Source organism: Clostridioides mangenotii TR (genome assembly GCF_000498755.1).
In the GTDB taxonomy this organism is placed as follows: domain Bacteria; phylum Bacillota; class Clostridia; order Peptostreptococcales; family Peptostreptococcaceae; genus Metaclostridioides; species Metaclostridioides mangenotii_A.
In genome coordinates, this window is record NZ_AXUS01000021.1 from 1 (window position 1) to 24,979 (window position 24,979).

General features: G+C 32.1%; 18 protein-coding genes. 5 read left to right on the forward strand and 13 right to left on the reverse strand.

Translation table 11 applies throughout. The annotated features are described in order from the left end of the window. Positions 1-44 precede the first annotated feature (44 nt). From T473_RS0111175 to T473_RS0111190, 4 genes are all read right to left on the reverse strand, one after another. Entirely contained in the window at positions 45-1,787 is a 1,743-nt protein-coding gene (locus T473_RS0111175) for an ABC transporter ATP-binding protein (RefSeq protein WP_024621984.1), read from the reverse strand. Beyond that, positions 1,780-3,600, reverse strand: a complete 1,821-nt coding sequence (locus T473_RS0111180; RefSeq protein WP_029791725.1) for an ABC transporter ATP-binding protein — start codon at positions 3,598-3,600, stop codon at positions 1,780-1,782. Before T473_RS0111180 ends, T473_RS0111175 begins: the two co-directional genes overlap by 8 nt. A 251-nt stretch (positions 3,601-3,851) precedes the next feature. Next, positions 3,852-4,835, reverse strand: a complete 984-nt coding sequence (locus T473_RS0111185; RefSeq protein WP_024621986.1) for a helix-turn-helix domain-containing protein — start codon at positions 4,833-4,835, stop codon at positions 3,852-3,854. Between the two features lie 157 nt (positions 4,836-4,992). After that, positions 4,993-6,375: an MATE family efflux transporter gene (locus T473_RS0111190; protein ID WP_024621987.1), complete on the reverse strand. Its 1,383-nt coding sequence runs from the start codon at positions 6,373-6,375 to the stop codon at positions 4,993-4,995. A gap of 333 nt (positions 6,376-6,708) precedes the next feature. Here T473_RS0111190 and ychF point away from each other — a divergent pair, with 333 nt between their 5' ends. Continuing rightward, positions 6,709-7,806, forward strand: coding sequence for a redox-regulated ATPase YchF (ychF, locus tag T473_RS0111195; protein WP_024621988.1), 1,098 nt, complete (start codon positions 6,709-6,711; stop codon positions 7,804-7,806). Positions 7,807-8,054: 248 nt separating this feature from the next. Here ychF and T473_RS0111200 read toward each other — a convergent pair whose 3' ends face one another. Then, positions 8,055-9,515 carry a UDP-N-acetylmuramoyl-L-alanyl-D-glutamate--2,6-diaminopimelate ligase gene (locus T473_RS0111200; RefSeq protein ID WP_024621989.1) on the reverse strand — a complete coding sequence of 487 codons (1,461 nt, stop codon included), beginning with the start codon at positions 9,513-9,515 and terminating at the stop codon, positions 8,055-8,057. A gap of 391 nt (positions 9,516-9,906) precedes the next feature. On the opposite strand from T473_RS0111200, the gene T473_RS0111205 reads away from it, so the two are divergent. The 3 genes from T473_RS0111205 (at position 9,907) to T473_RS0111215 (ending at position 11,944) form a co-directional block, all read left to right on the forward strand. After that, positions 9,907-10,782: an AraC family transcriptional regulator gene (locus T473_RS0111205; protein WP_029791727.1), complete on the forward strand. Its 876-nt coding sequence runs from the start codon at positions 9,907-9,909 to the stop codon at positions 10,780-10,782. Positions 10,783-10,883: 101 nt separating this feature from the next. Then, complete coding sequence (locus T473_RS17305; RefSeq protein WP_024621991.1) at positions 10,884-11,333, forward strand: MarR family winged helix-turn-helix transcriptional regulator; 450 nt, start codon at positions 10,884-10,886, stop codon at positions 11,331-11,333. A gap of 59 nt (positions 11,334-11,392) precedes the next feature. Next, positions 11,393-11,944, forward strand: a complete 552-nt coding sequence (locus T473_RS0111215) for a GNAT family N-acetyltransferase (protein ID WP_024621992.1) — start codon at positions 11,393-11,395, stop codon at positions 11,942-11,944. A gap of 73 nt (positions 11,945-12,017) precedes the next feature. Here the strand turns inward: T473_RS0111215 and proC are convergent, their stop codons facing one another. The 5 genes from proC to T473_RS0111240 form a co-directional block, all read right to left on the reverse strand. After that, positions 12,018-12,794: a pyrroline-5-carboxylate reductase gene (gene proC, locus T473_RS0111220; RefSeq protein WP_024621993.1), complete on the reverse strand. Its 777-nt coding sequence runs from the start codon at positions 12,792-12,794 to the stop codon at positions 12,018-12,020. Positions 12,795-13,034: 240 nt separating this feature from the next. Further along, the gene (gene nifJ, locus T473_RS0111225) at positions 13,035-16,586 is read right to left on the reverse strand and encodes a pyruvate:ferredoxin (flavodoxin) oxidoreductase (protein ID WP_024621994.1); all 3,552 of its coding nucleotides are present in this window, start codon (positions 16,584-16,586) and stop codon (positions 13,035-13,037) included. 309 nt (positions 16,587-16,895) lie between these two features. Then, entirely contained in the window at positions 16,896-17,465 is a 570-nt protein-coding gene (pduL, locus tag T473_RS0111230) for a phosphate propanoyltransferase (protein WP_024621995.1), read from the reverse strand. 420 nt (positions 17,466-17,885) lie between these two features. Continuing rightward, positions 17,886-19,640: a GAF domain-containing SpoIIE family protein phosphatase gene (locus T473_RS0111235; protein ID WP_024621996.1), complete on the reverse strand. Its 1,755-nt coding sequence runs from the start codon at positions 19,638-19,640 to the stop codon at positions 17,886-17,888. Positions 19,641-19,683: 43 nt separating this feature from the next. Then, on the reverse strand, positions 19,684-20,145 hold the full coding sequence (locus T473_RS0111240) for a hypothetical protein (protein ID WP_024621997.1): 462 nt from the start codon (positions 20,143-20,145) through the stop codon (positions 19,684-19,686). A 161-nt stretch (positions 20,146-20,306) separates the two neighbouring features. Between T473_RS0111240 and T473_RS0111245 the strand changes: the two genes are divergently transcribed. Next, positions 20,307-20,771 (forward strand): hypothetical protein, encoded by a 465-nt coding sequence (locus tag T473_RS0111245; RefSeq protein ID WP_024621998.1) that lies wholly within the window; start codon positions 20,307-20,309, stop codon positions 20,769-20,771. A 303-nt stretch (positions 20,772-21,074) separates the two neighbouring features. On the opposite strand, the gene T473_RS0111250 is transcribed toward T473_RS0111245, so the two are convergent. From T473_RS0111250 to T473_RS0111265, 3 genes are all read right to left on the reverse strand, one after another. Continuing rightward, positions 21,075-21,914, reverse strand: a complete 840-nt coding sequence (locus T473_RS0111250; protein ID WP_024621999.1) for a uroporphyrinogen decarboxylase family protein — start codon at positions 21,912-21,914, stop codon at positions 21,075-21,077. A 13-nt stretch (positions 21,915-21,927) separates the two neighbouring features. Continuing rightward, positions 21,928-23,655, reverse strand: a complete 1,728-nt coding sequence (locus T473_RS0111255; protein WP_024622000.1) for an ASKHA domain-containing protein — start codon at positions 23,653-23,655, stop codon at positions 21,928-21,930. A 306-nt stretch (positions 23,656-23,961) separates the two neighbouring features. Beyond that, on the reverse strand, positions 23,962-24,870 hold the full coding sequence (locus T473_RS0111265; RefSeq protein WP_024622001.1) for a CobW family GTP-binding protein: 909 nt from the start codon (positions 24,868-24,870) through the stop codon (positions 23,962-23,964). Positions 24,871-24,979: the final 109 nt, after the last annotated feature.

The window sequence follows — 24,979 nt, forward strand, 5'->3', positions numbered from 1 at the left end:
TATCTTATTTATTATATAAAATATATTTTTTTTGACTTTATTTACTACACGCTCCAATTTAAACTTTGCTGTTGAATTGAATACAATTTAAAATACATACCATTTTTTTCCATAAGATCATTATGAGATCCTTCTTCCACTAATTTTCCTTTATCCAACACGATAATTTTATCAGCTCCGGCAATAGTTCTCAAACGATGCGCTATAACAATAACAGTTTTACCTTCAATCAATTTAGAAATGGCTTTTTGTATAAAAGATTCGTTTTCTGGGTCCAAAGAAGCTGTTGCCTCATCTAATAAAACAATAGGTGCATCCTTTAAAAGAGCACGTGCAATTGATATCCTCTGCCTTTCACCTCCTGACAAAGTACTTCCATTCTCACCCAATACTGTGTTGTATTCATTAGGTAGATTTTTTATAAATTCATCGCAGCAAGCCGCTTTCGATGCTGCTAAAACTTGTTCTTTAGTCGCATCTCTATTTCCAATCAGTATATTATTGTAAACAGTGTCATTAAATAGAATAACATCTTGGAATACAAAAGACATATAGCTCATTAGATGCTCTGGATCTAATGATTTAATGTCTACTCCTCCAATTGTAATCTTTCCGCTTGAAACATCCCAGAATCTTGCTATCAAACGTGAAAGTGTACTTTTTCCACTTCCCGATGGACCAACTAATGCTGTAATACCACCAGCTGGAATAGTTGTACTGATCCCTGCAATTGCTTTATTTCCAGCATTGTTATAATTAAAGCTGATGTCATCTAGTTCAATAGTAAATTCATTAATCTCTTTTGTAGCATCGCCCTCCATAATCTGGAGTTCATTCAATTTTTTCATACGCTTTATTACGATATTGTTGTATAAAAGCTCAGGTAATAGAGTAAGAATAGTTAATACTGGACCATAAATTCTAGTAATTACCAATAGAAACATAAAAAGAGGAATAATCTCTATTTTCCTATTTATAAGTAAGCTACATCCTAGAAATATGGTTATACCAACTCCTGCTTGAACAATAACTTGAGCTCCTGTAACAAAAATACCTGTAATAAACTCAAATTTTATAGCTAAATTACGCATTATTTTAAGAGCTTTCTCAAGAGTCGAGAATTTTTCTCCATTTAAGTTGCAGGCTTTTATCACCTTTATTCCCTCTATATATTCTTGAACTTGACCAGAAACTTCTAGTTTTGCTTCTGTATGTTTAACTCCTAGTTTTTCTTGTATTTTTCTTGTTAAGTATATTATTAAAAATGCAATAGGAACAGAACAAAATACTGCTAACGCCATCTGCCAGTTGGCAAATGAAAGAATAACGCAAACAACGGTAATAGAAATAAAGTTTGCAATTAATTGAGGAAGTATATGGCTTAATACATGCTCTGTAATTGCACAATCTCCCATTATATTCGTAGTTAGCTCTGTTAAGTCTTTTTCATTAAACACACTCATAGGTAGTTTTCGTATATGTTCTGATATTGATATTCTTGCATTTTCTGATTCTAAATACGAAGTTACATATGTTTTTTTATAGTCATTTTTACTAGCAATAAACACAATTCCCGCTGAAATTATACCTAAAGTAAATAGCATCCACATGTAATTCCACGAAATTTCCCCTCCTGTAAAAGGTTTTATAAGTTCCATAAATATCTGTATAGTGACAATAAAAGGTAACATCATAGCTAAGTTTGTAAGTGTAACCGCAAAGATTGCTTTCTTTAAATCAGTATATCCTTTCTCTGATAGCATAAATGCAATTTGTAATTTATGCATAATCTTTCCCTCCTTCAGCTTTTCTTTTCATGCTCCAACTAATTGTCTGTGTATATGTATTCCACATATCTTTATATTTTCCGTCTACATCTACAAGTTCATCGTGTGTTCCCTCCTGTATGACTTCTCCGCCTGATACAACAACAATTTTATCAGCACTTCTTATTGTATTTAATCTATGTGCAATCATAACTACGGTTTTGTTGTGCATCAACGTCTCAAATGCCTTTTGAATCATGTGTTCATTCTCTGGATCAGAAAATGCCGTAGCTTCATCGAGAACTACTACAGGTGCATCCTTTACAATAGCCCTCGCAATTGCGACTCTCTGTTTTTCTCCTCCAGATAAATGAACTCCCTTTGCTCCAATAACAGTATTATAGCCATTTGGCAACTGCATAATAAACTCATGGCATTGCGCTGCCTTTGCAGCATCGATTATCTGCTCATCTGTAGCTTTTAAATTCCCCATACGAATATTGCTCATAACGCTTTGTTTAAATAAAAATACATCTTGGAACACAAAACTTAATTTTTCCATTAATTCCTCTGTCTCAATTTCCCTTATATCTACATTTCCGAGTTGTACACTTCCGCTATCTACATCAAAAAATCTAGGTATTAGATGAGCTATAGTGCTCTTTCCTCCTCCAGAAGGACCCACAATAGCTGTGACTTCGCCTTGATTTGCTGTAAAAGATATGTCATTTAGAGCCTTTTTATCTTTGTTATAAGAAAACTCTACATTTTCAAAATAAATATCGTAGCTATTGGGATGTTTCCCAACAGACGGTTCAGATAATGGTGGCTTTGACAAATATTCATCCATAGCCTCTACTCCCCTTATAATTTGCATACCACTTGAACTTACATACATAATTTTAAGCATTACAGAGGCAATAGACGGCACAAATATTAGATAGAAAATAAAATCCCCAGCAAAATCTCTATAATCTGTGCTATTCATGCCTATAAATATTCCTACTGGAATTATAAATAAATATATATTGTTTATTATAGTTGTATACGCCGACATATAATTTTCCCATTTTAATGTATAAGGTATAACCATATCTGTATAAGCTTTTATAGTTTTATGAAGACTGCTAAAAGAGTAGACCGTCTGCTTAAATGCCTTTACAACTGAGATTCCACGAACATATTCAACAGAAGCGTTATTCATTTCTTCCAGTGATGACTGATAGCTTTTCATCATTTTTTGCGCCCCATCATTTCCGTATCCTAAAAACTGTATTATAAAAGCAATTACAATTCCTAATATTGCAACCAGTCCGTACCTCCAGTCAACGCTAACCAATATAACAATCATTACAATAGGAGCTACAATTGCCGCTACAATATCAGGTAGTTGATGTGCGATAAACCCTTCTATTTTTTCAATATTTTCATCCATTATTTTTCTAAGCTTTCCACTGCCGACAACTATATGAAAACCTAGGGGAACTTTTGCTAAATGATTGCTGAAATTTACCTTTAACTCATACAAAGTTCCAAAAGCCGCTAGATGCGAACATATTAAAGCTAAGAAATACAATAATATATTTCCGATCACTCCTAATAAAGCCATCCAACCATAATAAGTTAAATTTGCTGTGCTTATAGCCGAATATTCTGGATACACTGATAAAACTTCTCTAATAATAAAATAAATAGCTATATACGGAACAAAGCTTATTATCGATGCTAAAGAAGAAAGAATTGTCGATATAATCACCAAGCCTTTCTTCATAAAAGCTAATTCTAAAAGTCTTGACCATCCAGTTTTTTGGGCCCTTTTTTCTGAAATTTTCATACGCTAACCTCCTATAAAATATTATTTTACATGTTGTATATCATCTTTATCCAACAGATATTGATCCAACACATCCACCTTCTATATGTATAATTGTAGTTCAACAAGATAAAATAAACTCAATCTCGTGTTGCTAAAACTGTCATTGAATAAAATTGTAATTGTTTTGCCATAAAAAAAGTCCAACTATAAAGAAATCGATTATCATTCTCATCAGCTAGACAAAGTATATCAATTATTCATTTTACCATCTACTCCAAATCGCCATTTTGCCCCAGTTGGACAATCCTTTTGTATTCACTTGGAGTAACACCTGATATATCTTTAAATACTTTAGTAAATTTACTCGGATTTCCATAGCCTACTATGTTGGCCACATCTGCTACTGAATATCGATCATCTCTCAAATACGCCAATCCATGCCTGATTCTTAGCCTTTTTAAATATTCGTATGGAGGAAAACCATATATATGCTTAAAGCAATCCTTCAACATCGTCTGCGACATATTGAACTTATATGAAAGCTCCTTTATCGTATAGTGATGGGCAATATCTTCTTCTAATAGATTTTTTATTTTATGAACCTTTATAACATGCTCTTTCGAAAATACTCTGTACTCATTTTTAGAGACTACTACTTCTTCCCCCATTAAAAATAGAGCTTCTAGAGTCTTTATTTTTATATACGACATATTTTTATTAAACGTAGCGTGATATAGTTCTTCAAGCGCCTTCACTAATATAACATTGTCTTTCATTAAAAAAATAGGTTTATCCTTAAAAAAGTTTGAGAAAATCCTATCTATTGAAATATTGAAATGATCAAATAGACTATATGTTTCACTATCTACATAATTTAAATGTAGCATTATGTTTATTCCTTTATATATGCTTATTGGAAGCCTAGAATAATTTGATTCATTGATATTGTATAGCATTGCAATATCGCCAGCTCCAATCTGCATATGCTTTTTATCCTTTAGTTGGTAATCGTAAATTCCCTCGTGACTATATGCAATTTCTATAAATTCTTCTAACTCCACTCTGCCTTTAAATATTTCATCTGTACAATATTCACTATAAATAACATCGACTCCGGGTAAAATACTGTATATGATTAGTTTTCCATGACCAAACTCCGGATTTAATTTGTATACAGTATAGTGTTGCTTCCTCTCAGAGATATGCAATCCAAACTCTGAAATATCTAAACATCTATCAATTGTTGAGCTCATACTTTTCACTCCCCCATTTTAAAGCATTCACACAAGGTTATTCTTCTTTTGTATAATACTAACAAATTTATTTCTTCTAATCAATGAATTTTATCCTTTATCATAAATAAACAACTAAAAAGGGAAACGGTATCATTCTATTGCTTACTGTACTATATTACACTACTACATTACCAGCTCTTTCTCTTAGTAAATTAAATTCTTTTTTTACCATGAAGACAGTCCAAATTACAATCACAAAATCGATTGCAAATGAGCCATAATATATACCTGCAACACCAATAAATCTAGGTAAAATAAGCATTACTGGAATATAAAATACAAACTGTCGAGCCATTCCAATAATCATTGCCGGCTTTCCTTTGTCTATAGCTGGAAAAAATGTCATTGCCATAAATATAAATGACAGTACTGGCAAGATAGCCATATAAATTCTAAAATAACCTAGTTGTGAAATAGCAAACACCTTTCCAGTGATCATCAGACCCAAAATGGAACTAGGTGATATAAGTGATACTATCCAAAATGGAATAGTCAAAATCATTGCAGAAAAACCGAAGATTTTATATGAACTTATTACGCGATCGTATTGTTTCGCTCCATAATTAATACCAATAGCAGGCTGCAAAGCACGCATTAACCCAAATATAGGTGTAAGTAGAAATTGGAATATTCTATAAACTACACCGTAAAAAGCAACATCAGAAGTTGTTCCATATATCGCTAAGGCATTAAATACAACAGCTGCTTGTATAAGACTCATAACTGACATTATAAGAGATGGCATACCCAGTCTCATAATTCCTGATGCTGTTTTTTTATCAAGTTTAAATGTAGCTACTTTAGCATCAAAAGTAGCATGACCTTTTCCAAAATATATCCAGCCTAATAGCGAGTAGGCAAACATACCTACGTTAGTACCCCAAGCTGCTCCATCAACCCCCATATTAAGTAGTACTATAAAGATGTAATTCGATATAGCATTTACAACTAAACCAGTACCCATCATCCAAGCAGCGGTTTTCATTTTACCCTCTGCACGAATTATCATATTTCCAGCTAAACCGTAAATCCAAAATATTGAACCTAATATCGTAATCCTAAAGTAGTTATTACCCGCAATCAAAGCTTCACCAGATCCACCCATTGCTGCAATAAGCTCTTTAGAAAACAACAGAGTTATTATCATATAAATAGCTGTAGAAATTATTGTTATTACATTTACGTTACCTAAAATTTTTCTCTGTGTGTCTCTATTCTTCGCTCCTAAAGCTATACTCAATACAGAGCCAGCTCCTACACCAATCAAAGATCCAAATGCCGTGCTGATCTGTGTAATCGGATAAGCTAATGACACACCCGCAAGAGCTGTTTCTCCAACATAACGCCCTACAAAAAAGGCATCTAACACTGTATTGAATCCATAAAATACCATAGCAATTACGGCAGGCCACGACAGCTGAAACATCACTTTCCACAGATTATCATTTAAAATAAACTGTTTTTGTTTTTCTTTTGTATCCAAAACTGCTGTACTCATTTAATCTCTCCTTTTTTATCAAACCTTAATATAAACAAGCTGATAATCATTATCAATCGTACTTTGACCAAAGTATATCTATTATTCATTTAGATATCTACTCCAATTAGCCAATTTAACCTTAATAGACAATTAATTTAATACAAACGCTGTTAAATTACCTATAAATGCCTATAAACGTAAAATTCTTAAAGTATAAACCAACAAATTTTATTGAAATCTGAACAACATACTATTTGTTTATGTTATAATTAACGTATATGTCTATAATTAAAATTTACAATTAGACAAAATTGTTTAAATTTATATAAAACAAATGAGAGGAAGATCATAATGAAATTAGGTATAGTTGGATTACCGAATGTCGGTAAAAGTACGCTATTCAATGCAATAACTCAGGCAGGAGCTGAATCTGCAAACTATCCTTTCTGTACAATAGATCCAAACGTTGGTGTTGTATCTGTTCCAGATGAAAGACTAAATAAATTACAAGAACTATACAGTTCTAAAAAAATAGTTCCTACTGCAATAGAATTCTGTGATATAGCAGGTCTTGTAAGGGGTGCTTCTAAAGGTGAAGGACTTGGAAACAAATTTTTATCTCACATAAGAGAGGTTGACTCTATTGTTCACGTTGTAAGATGTTTCGAAGATCCAAACGTTGTTCACGTAGACGGTTCTGTAGATCCACTTAGAGATATAGAGACTATAAACTTAGAGCTTATATTTTCTGATATAGAAATATTAGAAAGAAGAGTACAAAAAACTCAAAAAGCTGCTAAAGCTGATAAAACTCTTGCTTCTGAGCTAGAGTTCTTAAAATCAATCTTAGCTACTCTTGAAGACAACAAATGTGTAAGAACTATGGAATTTAATGAAGATGAGCAAACTTTTGTAAATTCATTAAACTTACTGACTTCAAAACCAGTTATATACGCAACAAATGTTGGAGAAGACGATTTAGCTGATGATGGAGATAGCAATAAATATGTTAAAATTGTAAGAGATTATGCTGCTACAGAAGACGCTGAAGTTGTAGTTGTATGCGCGCAAATAGAAGCTGAAATTTCTGAACTTGATTCTGATGATGAGAAAAAAGAGTTTTTAGAAACTCTTGGTCTTGAGCAATCAGGTCTAGATAAACTTATAAAATCATCTTATGCACTACTTGGTCTTATATCATACTTAACTGCTGGGCCACAAGAAGTTAGAGCTTGGACTGTAAAAGTTGGAACAAAAGCTCCTCAAGCAGGTGGAAAAATTCACTCTGATATCGAGAGAGGTTTCATAAGATCAGAAACAATAGCATTCGACGATTTAGTTAAACATGGAACTATGTCTGCAGCTAAAGACAAAGGTTTAGTAAGACTTGAAGGTAAGGACTATATCGTTAAAGATGGAGATGTTATCCTGTTTAGATTTAACGTTTAATAGATTGTAAAATAATAATGAGCGATCAATAATACTATTGATCGCCCATTTTAGTATAATAATTTTACATACTCCCCCCAAGGGATACATTCTTTCTTAAACAAAAGATCTCCGAATCCCTGCCCAAAAACAAAACTATAATAAAACTTTAATTTTTATAAAAATAAAGTGGGATGTATCATAATCGATTTAAAAATCAGATTGTGATACATCCCACCTATAAATAATTGTTAATCATATGCTGTATTCTATTTATCCAAACTATCTAAAAAATCTCTCGCAACTTCCTTATCATCAAAGTGATGTTTAGTAGTACCTATTATCTGATAATCTTCGTGTCCCTTACCAGTAATAATAACGACATCTCCCTCTTTTGCAATCGCTACAGCTTTTTCAATAGCATCTTTTCTATCCACAACTACATTGTAGTTATCTACATTTATATCTATACCTTTAAGAACATCTTCTATTATAGTATTTGGATCCTCAGTTCTAGGATTATCTGAAGTTATAAAACAAACATCTGAATACTTCTGCCCTATTTCGCCCATAAGAGGTCTCTTTTCACTATCTCTATCTCCACCACAACCAAATACAGAAATAACCCTTCCTTTAGCAAATTCCATACTAGTTTTAAGTACATTCTCTAAAGCATCTGGAGTATGTGCATAATCTACAATAACGCTCATTCCTCTATCATTAGGCACAGTTTCAAATCTCCCAGATACCCCTTTAGTAACTCTAAGCCCCTCTTTATATACAGACTTATCAATACCTAAATTGTAACACGCAGCTATAACAGCAAGCGTATTATAAACAGTAAACATACCAGGAACAGGAACAAATATAACCTCCTCATAAGTCGGAGTTATAAGTCTATATGATACACCATCAGAATCAGACTTTATATCCTTAGCCATAAAATCAGCCTTATTTTCGATACCGTAAGTATAACAAGGAGTATCTAAATCTTTAATATTCTCATAAATCTTTTGTCCGCCTTCGTCATCTATGTTTATGATATTGGCTCCAGTAGTCATAAAAAACAACTTTTCCTTCGTCTGTCTATAATCCTCTAAATCCTTATGAAAATCAAGATGATCAGGAGTAAGATTAGTAAATATACCAAGCTTAAACTTAGTCTCCTCAACGCGATTCAGAGCAAGCGAATGAGAAGAAACCTCCATAGCACAATAATCGCACTTATTATTTAGCATATTATCAAAAGTATGTTGAAGATCAATGCTCTCAGGAGTAGTAGAACTAGAAGTAACCTCCTGAATACCATCAAATATTTTAATAGTACCAATTAGCCCCACTTTTTTTTGTGCTCGTGACAAAATCTCATTTAAAAAAGTAGTTATACTAGTCTTACCATTAGTTCCCGTAACTCCAAGAACATCGAATTTAGTAGAAGGATGATTATAAAAATTATCAGCGACCTTAGCCATATTCATTCTAGAATTATCAACCCTTACAAAAGTACAGCCTTCAACAAAAACATCCTCCTCAACCAAAAATGCCTTTGCACCTTTTTCAATCGCGCTATTTATATACTTATGTCCATCAGAAACAAATCCCTTAACACAGACAAACAAAGTTCCCTCAGAAACCTTTCTAGAATCATACTGAACATCTTTTATCTCAACATCCAAATCTCCCACAACACTAACAACATCAAGTCCCTTAATCACATCACTCAACAACATAAAACTTCCTCCTAAAAAACGCCTATTTTTAACAGTCATTAATTTTTTATACCTTATATACTCTATAACTTCATATCATATAAATATATTTCAATTCTTATATTTTTGTTCTTTGCTTTAATCTTCGCCTTTACTTCAAAAGTGATTTTGAATAATAGCAATATGATGGGATTTTTGTTGATATGTAGATACTCGCGCCGTTTTCAGACGCACCTTGTCTGACATGTAGCGAATAACTACATATCAACAAAAGTTCCATCATATTGCTATTATTTAAAATCCTCCTTTCCCCATTATATTGTTATCTATTTGCTAAGTAAATTGCTAATAATGCTTGAAATATTGCAAAAAATGCCCTATTATATATATAAAAACTTATGTGAGGGTAAATATGAGAGATAAACATAATAAAATAGGTTATTTAAATGAGGATTTTAAAATATTTAGTATAAACGATAAAAAAGACATAGAATTCGAATACCATCATCATGACTTTGACAAGATAATAATTTTTTTAGACGGTGATGTTTCATATTATATAGAAGGTAAACAGTACAAGCTACAACCATTAGATATATTATTTATAAGTAACACCGAAATTCATAAACCAGTTATAAATCCTAATATAAATTACAACAGGATAGCAATTTGGATAAACCCAGATTGTTTTCAAAAATACAATAAAGAAAATAATAACTTAAACAAGTGCTTTGAAATATCTAAAGACAATAAACATTATTTGTTGTCGCTTAGCGATTCTAAAATAGATATTCTAAGAAAATCTATTGAACAAATTCAAGATGCCGAAAAAGACTCTGACTTTGGAAGCGATATTCTTAGAAATTCATTATTTTTACAGTTGATGGTATTTTTAAACAGATCTCTATTAAACTCTGAAAACGATGATAGAAACGTCAAATACGATAGCACAGTTGAAAATGTACTTTACTACATTGATCAAAATATAGGTAATGATCTTTCTATAGATACTCTTTCGACAGAATTCTATATAAGTAAATACTACCTTATGAGGAAATTTAAGTCACAAACAGGTACTTCTATACACAATTACATAGTTCAAAAAAGACTTTTAATAGCTAAGTCCCTGATCAAAGAGGGAAATTTAATGACGGATGTATGCAATAAATGTGGATTTAACGACTACTCTAGCTTTGTTAGGGCTTTTAAGAAAGCTTATGGAGTTTCTCCAAAAAACTATAAAACTGAAAGCAATTTGTTCGGTGATATAAGTACTACTGATGAATAAAAAAATTAATTTAAATTATAAAAAAATTATTGACAACTTAAAATGAAAATAATAAAATATTACTAAGGCACCTAACTATATAAAAAATTGAGGTAATTTAAATGCACAAAGAAATATCAGAAATTTTATTTGATGAGTTTAGGGATTTTGTGATTTTATCAAGACTCAGACAAATAGAATTATTAAAAAAACATAAAATAGGTCGTACGGCTATGAGTCAAGGAAGACTATTGGAATGTTTACATAGTAACAACGGAATCGCACAAAAAGAACTTTCAGAAATGTTGGAAATTCGACCAGGATCACTAAGTGAGTTAGTCACAAAAGCCGAAAATAGAAAATTAATCGAAAGAAGAATAAATCCTGATGATAAACGAGTTACAAATATTTTCTTAACTGGAAAAGGGATGCGAGAAGTTCAAAAATTTATAGTATTGTACAGAGATATGACTAAAGATATATTTGATTCTTTAACTGAAAAAGAACAGTCTACTTTATGTTCGAAACTTAAAGAATTAAATAAAAGTATAGATTCAAAACTAGATAGGTAATCTGTATTTTTACTAGTTTACACATTAGTTAGGTACCAAAGAGAAAAGGAGGAATGTCTATGGCAGGAAAAATTAAAATAAGACCAATAACATGGGGGTCTAAATCTTATAAACAGGTTTTGGAACTTAGAAATGAAATACTAAATAAACCTTCAAACCTACCTTTGATAGAAAGTATGCCTAAAAACGAGAAGAAATTCATTATTTTAGCAGCATATCATAAAAATGAAATCGTAGGTACTTTATCTATCGACAGACTGTCTTCGGACGCTGTACAAATTAGACAAGTTGCTATTTCCTCAAAACTACAAGGTCATGGTATTGGAAAAAAATTAATGACTAGTGCAGAAAAAATAGCTAAGTTTTTTAGATTTAAAAAGATCGTATTAGATGCTAGGGATAACGCATGGAGTTTCTACGAGAAGCTTGGATACTACCCGAGAAGTGATAAAGAGATGTATAAAAATGAAGACTTATATATGAAACCTTATGAAAAAGATATCGAGCTTGCAGTCTTTAAATTCAATCACAGAAACGTTATGTTCTACTATCTTATGGATAGAAAAATGAAAAATATGTTAAACCCTATTGAAGAAGATCAGACAATTTGAATATAATCGATAACACTTCACATAAATAAAAAAGCTGATCCAGAAAATCAGCTTTTTACTATATCATTGATTCCTAGTTATTAGCTGTGTTTACAGCATCTATTACAGCATATCTAAATCCATTTTTCTCTAGAGCAGCAACACCTTTAATAGTTGTTCCACCTGGAGAACAAACACCATCCTTTAACTCGCCAGGGTGCTTTTTAGAATCCAAAGCTAACTTAGCAGAGCCAAGCATCATCTGAGCTACTACTTCGTAAGATAAGTCTCTTGGAAGTCCATTCATAACAGATGCGTCGCCAAGAGCTTCCATAAATACATCGACAAATGCAGGACTACAACCAGCTACAGTACCAAATGTACCTAATAATCTTTCTTCAACCTCTACAATACCACCTAATGCCTTAAACATACTCATTACCTTTTCTCTATTTTCCTCTGTGAAATTCTCACTAAATGATATACCAGTCATACCTGCATTAACGCTTACAGGTGTATTTGGGATAGCATGTCCTATCGAGAAAGACTCCCCTAATAATGTCTTCATTTCATTCATTGAACAACCCGCTGCTACAGATACAATTATAGGATTCGATGTTATTTCAGACTTAAACTTCTCTAACACTTTTAAGACTATATTTGATCCAGTAGCTATAACTACAATTTCGCAATCCGAAAAGCTTTTATAATCATTAATTAATGTAAAGTGTAATTTTTCTTGAAGATTTGATGTAGTTTTACTTCTGCCACCTTTTACTACTACTGACTCAGCAGGTATGTATTCACTTTTAATTAAACCTTCAATCATGGCTCCACCCATATGTCCTGCTCCAATAAATCCTATTTTCATATTCTTCATTCCCTTCTTCATAATTGTAATTTATCTTATATACATTATACTTTATTACCCAAACTATTGTAAGTAAACACAAAACAATAAATCACTTAAATCAATTCAAGTAATTAAAATACTTAAAACACTTGAGATGCTTGAGATACTTAAAACATTTAAGTCACTTGAGATATCTAAAAGAAAGGCGACTTCAATAAATTGAAGTCGCCTTTTATATTATAAAATATTAATTTTATATTAGTTTCTTTCTGCTAGGATTCTGTATCCTTCGTATCTTTCTTTAGCATCATCTTCAGCCATAGTGAACAGACCTTCAGCTTGCTCTGGGAATTGTTGTGCTATTGCTGCGTATCTTACTTGTCCAAGTATGAAATCTCTGAAGCTTGCAGATGGAGCCTTAGAATCTAAATTAAATCCGCTCTTACCATCTACTTTTTGCTCTGGGTTGTATCTGTATAAATGCCAGTAACCAGCTTTAACAGCTTGCTCTTCATTAGCTACAGTTCTTCCCATACCTTCTTTTAATCCATGGTTTATACATGGAGCATAAGCTATTATGATAGATGGTCCTTCATGTTTCTCAGCTTCTATAAGTGCTTTAACAAATTGGTTTTTGTCTGCTCCTATAGCAACTTGAGCTACATATACGTTACCGTAAGTCATAGCCATCATACCAAGGTCTTTCTTCTTAGACTTTTTACCTGAAGCTGCGAATTTAGCCATTGCAGCAGCTGGAGTAGCTTTAGAAGCTTGACCACCTGTATTTGAGTAAACCTCTGTATCCATAACAAGTACGTTTACATTTTCTCCTGATGCAAGAACATGGTCTAATCCACCGTAACCGATGTCATATGCCCAACCGTCTCCACCGAATATCCATTGAGATCTCTTAACTAGGTAATCTTTGTTGTTATCTATATCTTTTATTAATTTGATTGCTTCCATTTCTGGGTCAAATTTACTGTAATCGAAGTTTTCTAAGAAGCTTATAACTTTAGCACTTGCAACTTTAGAAGCTTCCCCATCGTTGAATGCCTCTAACCATTCAGTGTAAGCAGCTCTAGACTCATCACATATTTCCATTTCTAATAATTTCTTCATGTCTCCAGCTATTTTGTTTCTTAAGTGCTTAACAGCTGTGTACATTCCGAATCCATACTCAGCATTGTCCTCAAATAATGAGTTTGCCCAAGATGGACCTTTACCTTCATGGTTCGTAGTATAAGGAGTTGATGGTGCTGATCCTCCCCATATTGAAGAACATCCTGTAGCATTTGCTATCATCATTCTGTCTCCAAATAATTGAGTTACTAACTTGACGTAAGCAGTCTCGCCACATCCAGCACAAGCTCCAGAGAACTCAAGTAATGGTTGTCTGAATTGACTTCCTTTAACAGATGTTGGAGCCATTAAATCACCTTTTGGTGCAACTTTTTCAGGATCGCTTATGTAATCCCAGTTAGCTACTTGCTCGTCAAGTTGTGTTTCGATAGGCTTCATAACTAAAGCTTTCTCTTTAGCTGGACAGATGTCAGCACAGTTTCCACAACCAGTACAGTCCATAGTATCTATTTGAATTCTATATTGTAATCCTTCAAATCCTTTACCAATAGCTTTCTTAGCTGTTAATCCTTCTGGACCATTAGCTATTTCCTCTTCCGTTAATAAGTAAGGTCTTATTGTAGCATGAGGACAAACGAATGAACATTGGTTACATTGGATACAGTTTTCTATTTGCCACTCAGGAACGTTAACAGCTATACCACGTTTTTCGTATGCAGCTGTTCCTGAAGGGAATGTACCGTCTTCATATCCGTTGAATGCACTTACTGGTAGATCGTTACCTTTTTGTGCAGTCATTGGTCTTAATATGTTCTTTATAAAGTCTGGCTCTTTTACTTCAGCTTTTGGAGCATCTACTGCATCTACCCAAGCAGCTGGAACTTCAACTTTAACTAGTGAGTTTATACCAGCATCAACAGCTTTGTAGTTCATGTTTAATACTTTTTCACCTTTTTTACCGTAAGCAGCGTCTATTGATTGTTTTAGGTATTTAACAGCATCTTCAACTGGTATTATTTCAGCTAGTTTGAAGAATGCAGATTGCATTATCATGTTTATTCTGTTTCCAAGACCGATTTCTTGTCCTAATTTAACAGCGTTAACTGTGTAGAATTGGATATCGTTCTTAGCTATATATTGTTTCATATGAGCTGGAAGATGTTCTTCTATACCTTCTTGATCCCATATAGTGTTAAGTACGAATGTACCACCTTTTTTAAGACCTTTTAATAAATCGTATTGGTTAACATATGATTGCTTATGGCAAGCTATGTAATCAGCTTCGTCTATTAGGTAAGTAGATCTTATTGGCTCGTCTCCAAATCTTAAGTGAGACATTGTTATACCACCAGATTTTTTAGAGTCATAGTCAAAGTATGCTTGAGCATATTTGTTTGTATGGTCTCCGATAATCTTGATAGCTTGTTTGTTAGCTCCAACTGTACCGTCTGATCCTAATCCCCAGAACTTACATCTTACAGTACCTTTAGAAGCTATCTTAACTTCTTCTTTTACTGGTAATGAAGTATGAGTTACATCATCAACTATACCTATAGTGAATCCGTCTCTTGGCTCAGCTGATACTAAGTTATCAAATGCTGCTTTTAGATCTGAAGGAGTAGTATCTTTTGATCCTAATCCGTATCTTCCACCAACTACTAATGGAGCATTTTCTTTTCCATAGAATACATTTTTAACATCTAAGTATAATGGCTCGCCATTAGCTCCATGCTCTTTAGTTCTATCAAGTACACAGATTCTTTCTACTGTAGATGGCATAGCATCTAAGAAATGTTTCATAGAGAATGGTCTGTATAAATGAACTTTAACTAAACCGAATTTCTCTCCGTTTGCATTTGCAAAATCTATAGTTTCTTCTATTGCTTCAGTAACTGATCCCATTGCTACGATTACATGTTTAGCATCAGGTGCTCCGTAGTAATCAAATAAACAGTGCTTTCTACCAGTTAAATCGCTCATTTTCTTCATGTTCTTCTCAACTATTCCAACTATGTTGTCATAGTATTTGTTAGAAGCTTCTCTAGTTTGGAAGTATATATCAGGGTTTTGAGCTGTACCGCGAGTTACAGGACGATTTGGAGATAATGATCCATCTCTAAATGCTTGTACTGCGTCGAAGTCTAATAATGAAGCGTATTCTTCATTGTCTAGTAACTCAACCTTTTGTATTTCGTGAGATGTTCTAAATCCATCAAAGAAATGGATAAATGGTAATCTACCTTCTATTGCAGATAAATGTGCAACAGGAGCTATGTCAGCAACTTCTTGAACTGATCCAGAAGCTAGTAAAACAACACCAGCTGCTCTAGCTGCCATAACATCTTGGTGATCTCCGAATATTGATAAAGCTTGTGATGCAAGGGCACGAGCTGTTACGTGGAATACTCCTGGTAATAATTCTCCTGCTACTTTGTACATGTTTGGTAACATTAATAGTAAACCTTGAGATGCAGTAAATGTAGATGTTAATGCTCCACCTTGAAGAGAACCGTGGAATGCACCAGCTGCTCCCCCTTCAGATTGCATTTCAACAACGTCTACAATTTCTCCAAATACATTTTTTCTTCCTTGTGATGCCCACTCGTCAACTAATTCTGCCATAGTTGAAGATGGTGTGATTGGGTATATAGCCGCTACTTCTGTATACGCGTAAGCAACATGTGCTGCAGCTGTATTACCGTCAACTGTTTTCATAAATTTAGCCATTAAATACATCCTCCCTTGTAACTACATTTTTTTCTTTCGCTTATATCAAAACTACCTACCAAAATCATCTAAAATTTAAAATATTATATTAAGTATAAATATATAAATGCACAAAAATATGCAAATAATCACCTTATCTTTATGATACTACAAATTAAATAAAATCCAATTATTTTTTATAAATTTTCAAAATAGTTGTGTTAAATTTTGAAATTATTCAAAATAAATAATCGATTTGTCAATCTGCATACATTATATCATAAATTTAAAATTATTCAGTTAAATTTTTCCATAGTAAATAAAGTTTAATTATTCAGCTATTAGCTCAACTAAATCCCCATTTCTAACAGCTGCAGCATTTCCCTCATCAAGGTCAACGTGCATTTCTAAATTAAACTTATCACTAACTCTAACTAAAACATTTTCAAATACTAATGCTCTAGGCCCTGAAGTTTTTATTTTAACAATTTGCTTGTCTTTAACACCAAATTTTTCTGCATCTGCAGTACTCATATGGATATGTCTAGCAGCAACAATAACTCCTTCAGCTAAATCAACTTCACCAGCTGGTCCAACTAATTTAACACCTGGAGATCCTGCTAAATCACCTGATTCTTTTATTGGAGCTTTCACTCCAAGTGAGAATCCATCAGCTAAAGAAACTTCTAGTTGAGTTTTTGGTCTTGCTGGACCTAGTACTCGAACTCCTTTTATAGTTCCTTTTGGACCTACTAAATCCACTTTCTCTTCACATGCATATTGCCCTGGTTGAGATAATGGTTTAAATTCTGTTAATTGGTGTCCTTTTCCAAATAATACATCTATGTCATTTTGACTTAAATGAATATGTCTATTAGACAATGCTATTGGTAAATTCATATAATACCTCCTATACTACTTGATTTCTTTTAACTTACTTTTAACCAACTTACACTTCGATTATACATAAAGATTTACATAAAATCAATTTTATTATAAGACTTAATGTATTTTTTGACAAGTAAATCTCTTAATTTTCTAATTTTTCTATAAACTTCTGAAAATTCGTATATACCAAAGCATTGGAATATACTTATCTCTACAATAACTTACATATTTCATGTAATAACATGAAAATAATATGAAATAAAAGTCAATAATGATCAGTCTTTTTATAGAATAAAGCTATAAACGTTTTCCCCGCTCATTGTTAATTTTTTGTTAAATTGACACAAAAATTTACATCTATTAAAAAAAGTCAATTCAAATAGATGTAAATTCAATATATCAATATAAATTTAAATATTAATGTAAATTTCACTAAATATCTTTTAACATAACAACTAATATATCATCTTCAAAATACTCTTTAGACGAAAACTCTTGTAAGTCTGATTTTAAATTTTCAACAATTACTTCTTGATTAAGCGTGTAGTTATCTTTTAAAAATTCTTCCAATCGTTCTATCCCGTACTCTTCTTTTGATTCATTTTTAATTTCTAACACACCATCAGTGTACATGCAAAGCATTGAGTAGTTAATAATACTAAATGAATTTTCATCATACGAAGCATCTTGCATAACTCCTATAGGAATCCCTTTATTGCAGTTGATGTTTTTTACTATATCACCTTTTTTTGTAACTATTATAGGTGAGTAATGGCCTGCATTTGATACTGTTATTATGTTGTGTTCAGTATTTATTATTCCCACTAAACACGTAGTAAATACACCCATTTTATCAAACTCATCGTACAGTATTTTATTTAGGTTTGTGAGTATTTCGCTGGTAGATTCGTACTGGTGACAAAGAACTTTAAACGCTCCTTTTATCATAGCTACTACGTAGTTAGATACTATACCGTGCCCCATAACATCCGCGACAATAAATACAACATGCTTTTCATCTAAATCCATTGCATAGTAGAAATCGCCTCCTACAACTTTTGCAGGTCTGTGATAAAAATACAATTCCTTTTCTGAGTTAAACTCCATCTTACCTTTGTCCATAATAAGATGTTGCTGCTTGCTCAAAATATTTAACTCTTTTTCAAGAACCTTGTGTTTTACCTCTTGATCATTGTACTCGTAAAGCTGCATTGCCACCGATACCTGACTCGCTAATATTCTAAGTATATTTAGGTCATCATTTGTGTAGTTCTTACTGTTAGCACACACTATACAGCCGATTATCTTGTCCTTATCTTGCAATTTATAGTATATATAACTATCAACTTTTATAGCATTCTCACTTTTAATATCATTGACAAATCCACCTAGCGATTCATTTGATAAGATTTTATTTTTTATTGGATAGAGATTTGTTTTGTTCTCATCCTTATTGTAACAACTCATCATCTTTTGGAAGTTGTCGTGCTCATCGAGTATTATAAGAGACTCTCTACTATTAGTGATATTACAAGCTTGTTTACTTAGATTCTCCAAAAACTCAGTTATACTTTTGTTTTGATATAGCTTTTTAGTCGCATCATTAATATAACTGATAGCTACTCTAAACTTATCGATCAAACTTTGTACACTGTTGTTTTTATTTGTTATCTCAATTGATAAACTAAGAAGAGATGCAACTGATGCTATAAAGTTTATATCTTCTTCTGTAACATAATCATCTTTTGTTAAGAAGCAAGTCATAAATCCTACAACTTTTCCATCTATCATAAGAGGAAATACTATTCTCCCTAGATAACCTTCGTCTTTAGCCAGATCTCTTTCATTTATAGCTCTCTCATCTTCAAATACATTTTCTATATATATAACCTTCTTTTGCTCAACAGCATCGTGAATATACTGTGAATGCATATCAAAATCTATTTTGGCGCCCTTTCTATCACTAGCCGGGAATATGCCAGGCACATGTTCAAGTGTGCCAGAGCACACCAAATAAGCATTATTATAATCATTTTCGTAGAATAAATTAACACAAGCTTTCGCTGGATGCACAACTTCAAGCATTTTTGCTACTATTTTATCTTTTATACTATAAAAGTCTGTTGATTCTGTTACAATAGCTGTTATTTCAACTAAATTCTTCATTTTATAACTTTCATTGTTCATCTGAATTTCCCCCATAAAAACATTTAAACTACATACAAGTATTCTAACATATATTTTTAAGTGTAAACATAAAAACTATTGCGAAACTACAAACTATAAATATATTGAACCCTGTAAGAAATCCTATAACTAGCAGAGTGATCAGCGCATTTATTCCAATCCTGCCTTTTTCTTTTATATTCGCTATTTTTGATACTTCTATATTTGTTTTAATATTAGCAATGTACTCTTTTATTTCTACTTCTAATTTTATTTTGTAAATAATGTAAATAATTCCCACCAGCACTACCCCTACAGATAAGATTTTATTTATGCTGTACGCTAGTAGAATCACTATACAACCCAAGGCTAATTTTAGTATTTTATAGAATACACTATCTATCTTTAAAGTAATGTCTCTTATTCCTTTATATTCATCCCTTACATCATAGCCATTTGAATTCATACTTTTCATCTTAGTTTTTACAATTTCCGAATAAAAAAGCTTAATTAATCCATTTATCATACAATCACCTCTAATGTTTTACAATTTCTTTTCTTGTTTTCCATCATATTGCACTCAATATTGGTTATAATAGAGTTAGACAATAAATCTATTCTCTCAATTATTGGCAAAATATCGATAAATAATACAATTATGTAAAATAATTAGAAGGAAGTGTTTTAATGCAAATTAAGGACTTTGATCTAGAAACTAGAAATAAGATCTACTGCGAAACAAAAAAAGTACTTAGAAAATATCAAAAAGGTGTTAGTTCAGGTAAGCTGACTGCAGAAAAATTTATTGATAATATACTTGAAGATGGATCAATAACCAATGTCGTCAACGAAAGTCTTCTGTCAAATCAAAACTTCAAACATTCTTATGTTGACTATATCAACATACTTATCGACAATCAAAACAAGAGTTTAACCGACCATAAAAAATGTCTCAATGGCAAAACAGAAGAATCTGATGAAATAAGAAAAAGAATTGAATTTAAGCATTTGCTTGCTTCTAGCGGGTTTAAGCTGAACATTCCAGACACGTATTTAACAGCTGATGATATAGATTGTTTATCTAAATTTATAATGACTGGATCTATTGATCTTGGCGATGAAAGATTCTACAATTACGTCTATAAGCTGTAGTAAACATAAACAAAAGATTTATATTCAGAATCAGAAAGCTTCTGATGAGAAAATACTAAGAAAAAGCAGTAATGACATTTTATTTAATGTGTCATTTTGCTTTTTTGTTTTTTCCAAAAACTCTGTAATATTTTTAGCTTATAATTTCTATTATAGAATCTCTTCTATTGAGTCAATACATATCAATACATATTTCATTAAAGATTAAATATAAATTATTATAAGCAAAAATGCCATTTCTGGGCATATTTTTAAATAATCTATAATCTTTTATCATTTAATTTTACAATAATTCGCAACAAATTAAACTCTTATCATTTTTTCTCTTTTAATACACCAATGACCTATAAACTTTGCATCTCCATCTTCGCTTTTATAGTTTTCAATAATCTCTCCATAACTATTTCCATGAGAGCTTACTCTTTTGCTGTTTATTAAGCCAGATTCTTCAAGAGATGTAGAAGTTTTACCACATATATGGACTACCGAATCTCCAAGTACACCTTCTACTCTTTTAAATACTGTTAAAGTAGACTTACCTGAAAGGTCTTCATATACTTTCGGGCCTACAATATCAAGAGTTCCAGCCGGATCTGCGAATGAGATAATATCGACCCCAGCATTTACACCTTTAGTGATGTACTCAACTAAGCTGTCCTCAATTTTACCGAGAAGTTTATCTATAACTTCCCTATCTTTTCTAACTAATTTATAAAAAAGTCTATTATCTACTATCGCTGTCGCTATTGTTATTGGACCAGTTACATTTAAACATACTTTTTCGCCAGCATCTTTTAGCTCTTTTATAGATTCTAGTATCTCGTGCATTCTACCAGTACTGAAATCTATCGGCTCTATTCTTTCCAATGACTCAACATCCTTAACAAATGACTGATTTATCCTATTTCCTGCCTTTGAATCAAATACAACAGTACTTCCAAAAGCATCTGCTTCAGCAGTGTGGCAAAATGGAACTATGCAGTACATAATCCCCATATTATACTTTAATTCTCTAGACAATTCTGCTATTTTCTTTGAATCTTTATTAGCAACTTCAAAACTTACTCCCAACTTATCGAGTATTTCATCCGAAACAGTTGTATTATCACTGCCAATACATTTAAAAATATTTTTAACAGACATATTATCACCTTTTCTAAAAATTTAACTGCCTTATAAATTCTTCTTGAAATTCAGGTTTGAGAGATAATTCCAATACCTCTGTATCACCATTTAGATTATGTAGACCCTTTAAACATTCTCTATTTATAAGAGCTAATCTAGCCCCTTCAAGAGAAGTATTTCCTAAAAACTCTATATCCGTTTTTACTTCCTTGGGAATTAATCCTATTGATCTAATACTGTCTGGATTTATATGAAATCCAAATGCACCTGCAATAAATACTTTAGATACTTCTTCTAATTTAAGATCGATTTCTTTTAGCATCATAACGACACCTGTGGATATAGCACCTTTTGCCAACTGAATTTGCCTTATATCTTTTTGAGATATGTAAACATCATCAGTTATATAGAATTTCTTATCTTTTAATCTATCTGATATTCTTTCATCTAAGTTCTTATTCCATCTTCCAGTCTTTGTTAAAATATTTCTATTTACTAAAGACGCAGCTATATCTATAAGCCCACTTCCGCAAATACCTTTTGCTTTACTGTCACTTATAGTCTCATAGTTCATATTATAGTCCTCATCTATGCTAAAAGACTCTATAGCTCCTTTTTCAGCCCTACATCCACATTCAATATTCATTCCCTCTAAGGCAGGTCCTGCTGCTGTAGAAGTGCATATTATCTTTCCATCCTTTAGCGCCGCTAGTTCTCCATTGGTTCCGATGTCTATAAACACAGCTCCATCGTACTTAGGAAGATCTAATGCTATAATTCCAGCTAGTATATCCCCTCCAATATATGCAGATGCAGCGGGAACAATACTGAGTATAGCTTCTTCATTTGTTTTTATACCTAGGTTTGTAGCTTTAGTGTCTTTAGTTTCTAGAAAAACTGGTCTATACGGTGATTTAGCTAATGATTTTGGACTTATTCCCAATAACAGGTGCATCATTGTTGTATTTGCCGCAACAGTTATATGGTAAATATCATCTAAAGCTAAATTGCATCTACTAGCTAAAGTCTTTATTGATAGATTTATTTCCTCTACTATTAACTCTTGTAGTAGCTCAGCACCATTTGAATTTTCCATACAGAATGTAATCCTAGTTAAAACATCGCTTCCGTATTTTGTTTGTGGATTTAGAGATGAAAATTTATCGATAATATCTCCACTTTCTAAATCTATCAAGTAATACGATATTCCAGTCGTACCAATATCTATTGAAACTCCCAGTATACGTTTTTTATTTTTATCTATATTTAGTAACTCTTCTTCAAATACTATCCCCCAAATATTATCTACATAATTAAAATCTATCTTTGAAATCTCGTTGTATAATTTCAATGAATTTACATCGTAATTTAATGTGTCTATATATGGAGTTTTATTATATCTATCAATATTCGGTAATTTAACTACTTTTATAGAACTATCTACAGGCAACTCAATACTCTTTCCTCTGTTGATAGTTTTGAGATTTTTGTCAGTTTTAATTACTTCTACTTCAACATCGCCATATACAAGCGTCATACATGACAATCTTTCTTCTTTATCTAAATCTATCATTTTCTTTTCACTCTCGTTTGGATCGGACAATTCTCCTGTGGCGATTACCTTACATTTTCCGCAAGTTCCACTTCCATTACATGGAGTTTCTATATCTAATCCGGCACTTCTTATTGCATCTAGTAAAAGAATCCCTTCTTCTACTTCAATACATCTAGATTCATTTAAAAAGTCTATTTTAGGCATCTCTTACTCCTTTTTTAAACTGCAACTACTAGCTCTTTTATTTTCTTAACAACTTCATTAGCATCTTCTATATACGCGTCAGCACCTATTGAGTCCGCAAATTTTTGAGATATAGGGCCTCCGCCTATCATAACTTTATATATATTTCAAAGATTTTTTTCTTCAAGCATTTTTATAGCTCTTTACATTCCTGACATTGTAGTAGTCATAAGCGTAGACATACATATAAAGTCTACATTTACTTCTTCAGCCGTCTCTAAAAATTTATTGCTTCACTTATTTCTTGGAATAATTATTTGCTCTCCCTTAATCTAATAATAATTTAAATATATTATTTTCATCGAGATTTCTACCTATTACACAGATTCTCTCAGAATTGCTGAGAATGTTTTTTGTAATAGTGTATCTCCCATTAACATAGCTAAATTCAAAGTCTCCATCATTACCTGTGATAAATCCTTTAGCTCTTATTACAATTCCATATTCATCATTTGATATATCTATCAACATTTGTTCTAATTCGCTTTTACTAAATCTCTTCGGTTCTTTTACACTTATACTATGTATTCTTTCGCTTATTTCATTTGAATTTTCTATAAAACTTGTATCCATTTCATCCAAATCATACTGTAAATTTGTAAGATAGTTATAATCTATTTCATCAAAGTTATCCCAGTCACATGAGATAATTTCAGCATTTTTATTCAACTCTCTAACTGAGCCTACGATTTTATCTATAATATCATCTTCTATTAACTGTACCTTACTGAAAACTATTGTACCTGCATTGCCAATTTGATCAGTAAAGAATCCTCCAAAATTATCTAGCTGTTCAAAATAATCTAGTGTATCTACCAAAGTTATAGGAGACATTACCACACACTTGTCCCTAATTTCTTTATACTTAAGTATGCTTAATACTTGGCTTAACATACCTATTCCTGTAGGCTCTATAATTATATGATCTGGATCTAAGTCCTTTAATATTGAGAGTATAGCCTCTTCAAAATCTGTCTTCATTGAACAGCATATACATCCTTGAGCTAATTCAACGACTTCGTAGTTTTCTCTACCTATAATCTCTCCATCTATTCCAACTTCTCCAAATTCATTTTCTATTATTACTTTTTTTCCATCTAGTTTCTCGATTAACTTCTTTATTAATGTGGTCTTGCCTGACCCTAAAAATCCCGAAATCACATGTATCTTAGTCATTTAATACATCTCCAAAGTTCTTATTTATTCTGAAAGGCTTATTTCAGAAAAACTTGTTTCAGAAGCTTCTCTTCATCAAGACCTTGACACAGCTTTAGACCTTCCAAAT

Bases quoted from the DNA above. Each gene is read 5' to 3' on its own strand.
- T473_RS0111190 (WP_024621987.1), bottom strand. From the start codon at position 6,375: ATGAGTACAGCAGTTTTGGATACAAAAGAAAAACAAAAACAGTTTATT.
- proC (WP_024621993.1), bottom strand. From the start codon at position 12,794: ATGAAAATAGGATTTATTGGAGCAGGACATATGGGTGGAGCCATGATT.
- T473_RS17305 (WP_024621991.1), top strand. From the start codon at position 10,884: ATGCACAAAGAAATATCAGAAATTTTATTTGATGAGTTTAGGGATTTT.
- pduL (WP_024621995.1), bottom strand. From the start codon at position 17,465: ATGAATTTACCAATAGCATTGTCTAATAGACATATTCATTTAAGTCAA.
- T473_RS0111265 (WP_024622001.1), bottom strand. From the start codon at position 24,870: ATGACTAAGATACATGTGATTTCGGGATTTTTAGGGTCAGGCAAGACC.
- T473_RS0111235 (WP_024621996.1), bottom strand. From the start codon at position 19,640: ATGAACAATGAAAGTTATAAAATGAAGAATTTAGTTGAAATAACAGCT.
- T473_RS0111175 (WP_024621984.1), bottom strand. From the start codon at position 1,787: ATGCATAAATTACAAATTGCATTTATGCTATCAGAGAAAGGATATACT.
- T473_RS0111200 (WP_024621989.1), bottom strand. From the start codon at position 9,515: ATGTTGTTGAGTGATGTGATTAAGGGACTTGATGTTGTTAGTGTTGTG.
- T473_RS0111185 (WP_024621986.1), bottom strand. From the start codon at position 4,835: ATGAGCTCAACAATTGATAGATGTTTAGATATTTCAGAGTTTGGATTG.
- T473_RS0111240 (WP_024621997.1), bottom strand. From the start codon at position 20,145: ATGATAAATGGATTAATTAAGCTTTTTTATTCGGAAATTGTAAAAACT.
- nifJ (WP_024621994.1), bottom strand. From the start codon at position 16,586: ATGGCTAAATTTATGAAAACAGTTGACGGTAATACAGCTGCAGCACAT.
- ychF (WP_024621988.1), top strand. From the start codon at position 6,709: ATGAAATTAGGTATAGTTGGATTACCGAATGTCGGTAAAAGTACGCTA.
- T473_RS0111250 (WP_024621999.1), bottom strand. From the start codon at position 21,914: ATGTCTGTTAAAAATATTTTTAAATGTATTGGCAGTGATAATACAACT.
- T473_RS0111205 (WP_029791727.1), top strand. From the start codon at position 9,907: ATGAGAGATAAACATAATAAAATAGGTTATTTAAATGAGGATTTTAAA.
- T473_RS0111180 (WP_029791725.1), bottom strand. From the start codon at position 3,600: ATGAAAATTTCAGAAAAAAGGGCCCAAAAAACTGGATGGTCAAGACTT.
- T473_RS0111245 (WP_024621998.1), top strand. From the start codon at position 20,307: ATGCAAATTAAGGACTTTGATCTAGAAACTAGAAATAAGATCTACTGC.
- T473_RS0111255 (WP_024622000.1), bottom strand. From the start codon at position 23,655: ATGCCTAAAATAGACTTTTTAAATGAATCTAGATGTATTGAAGTAGAA.
- T473_RS0111215 (WP_024621992.1), top strand. From the start codon at position 11,393: ATGGCAGGAAAAATTAAAATAAGACCAATAACATGGGGGTCTAAATCT.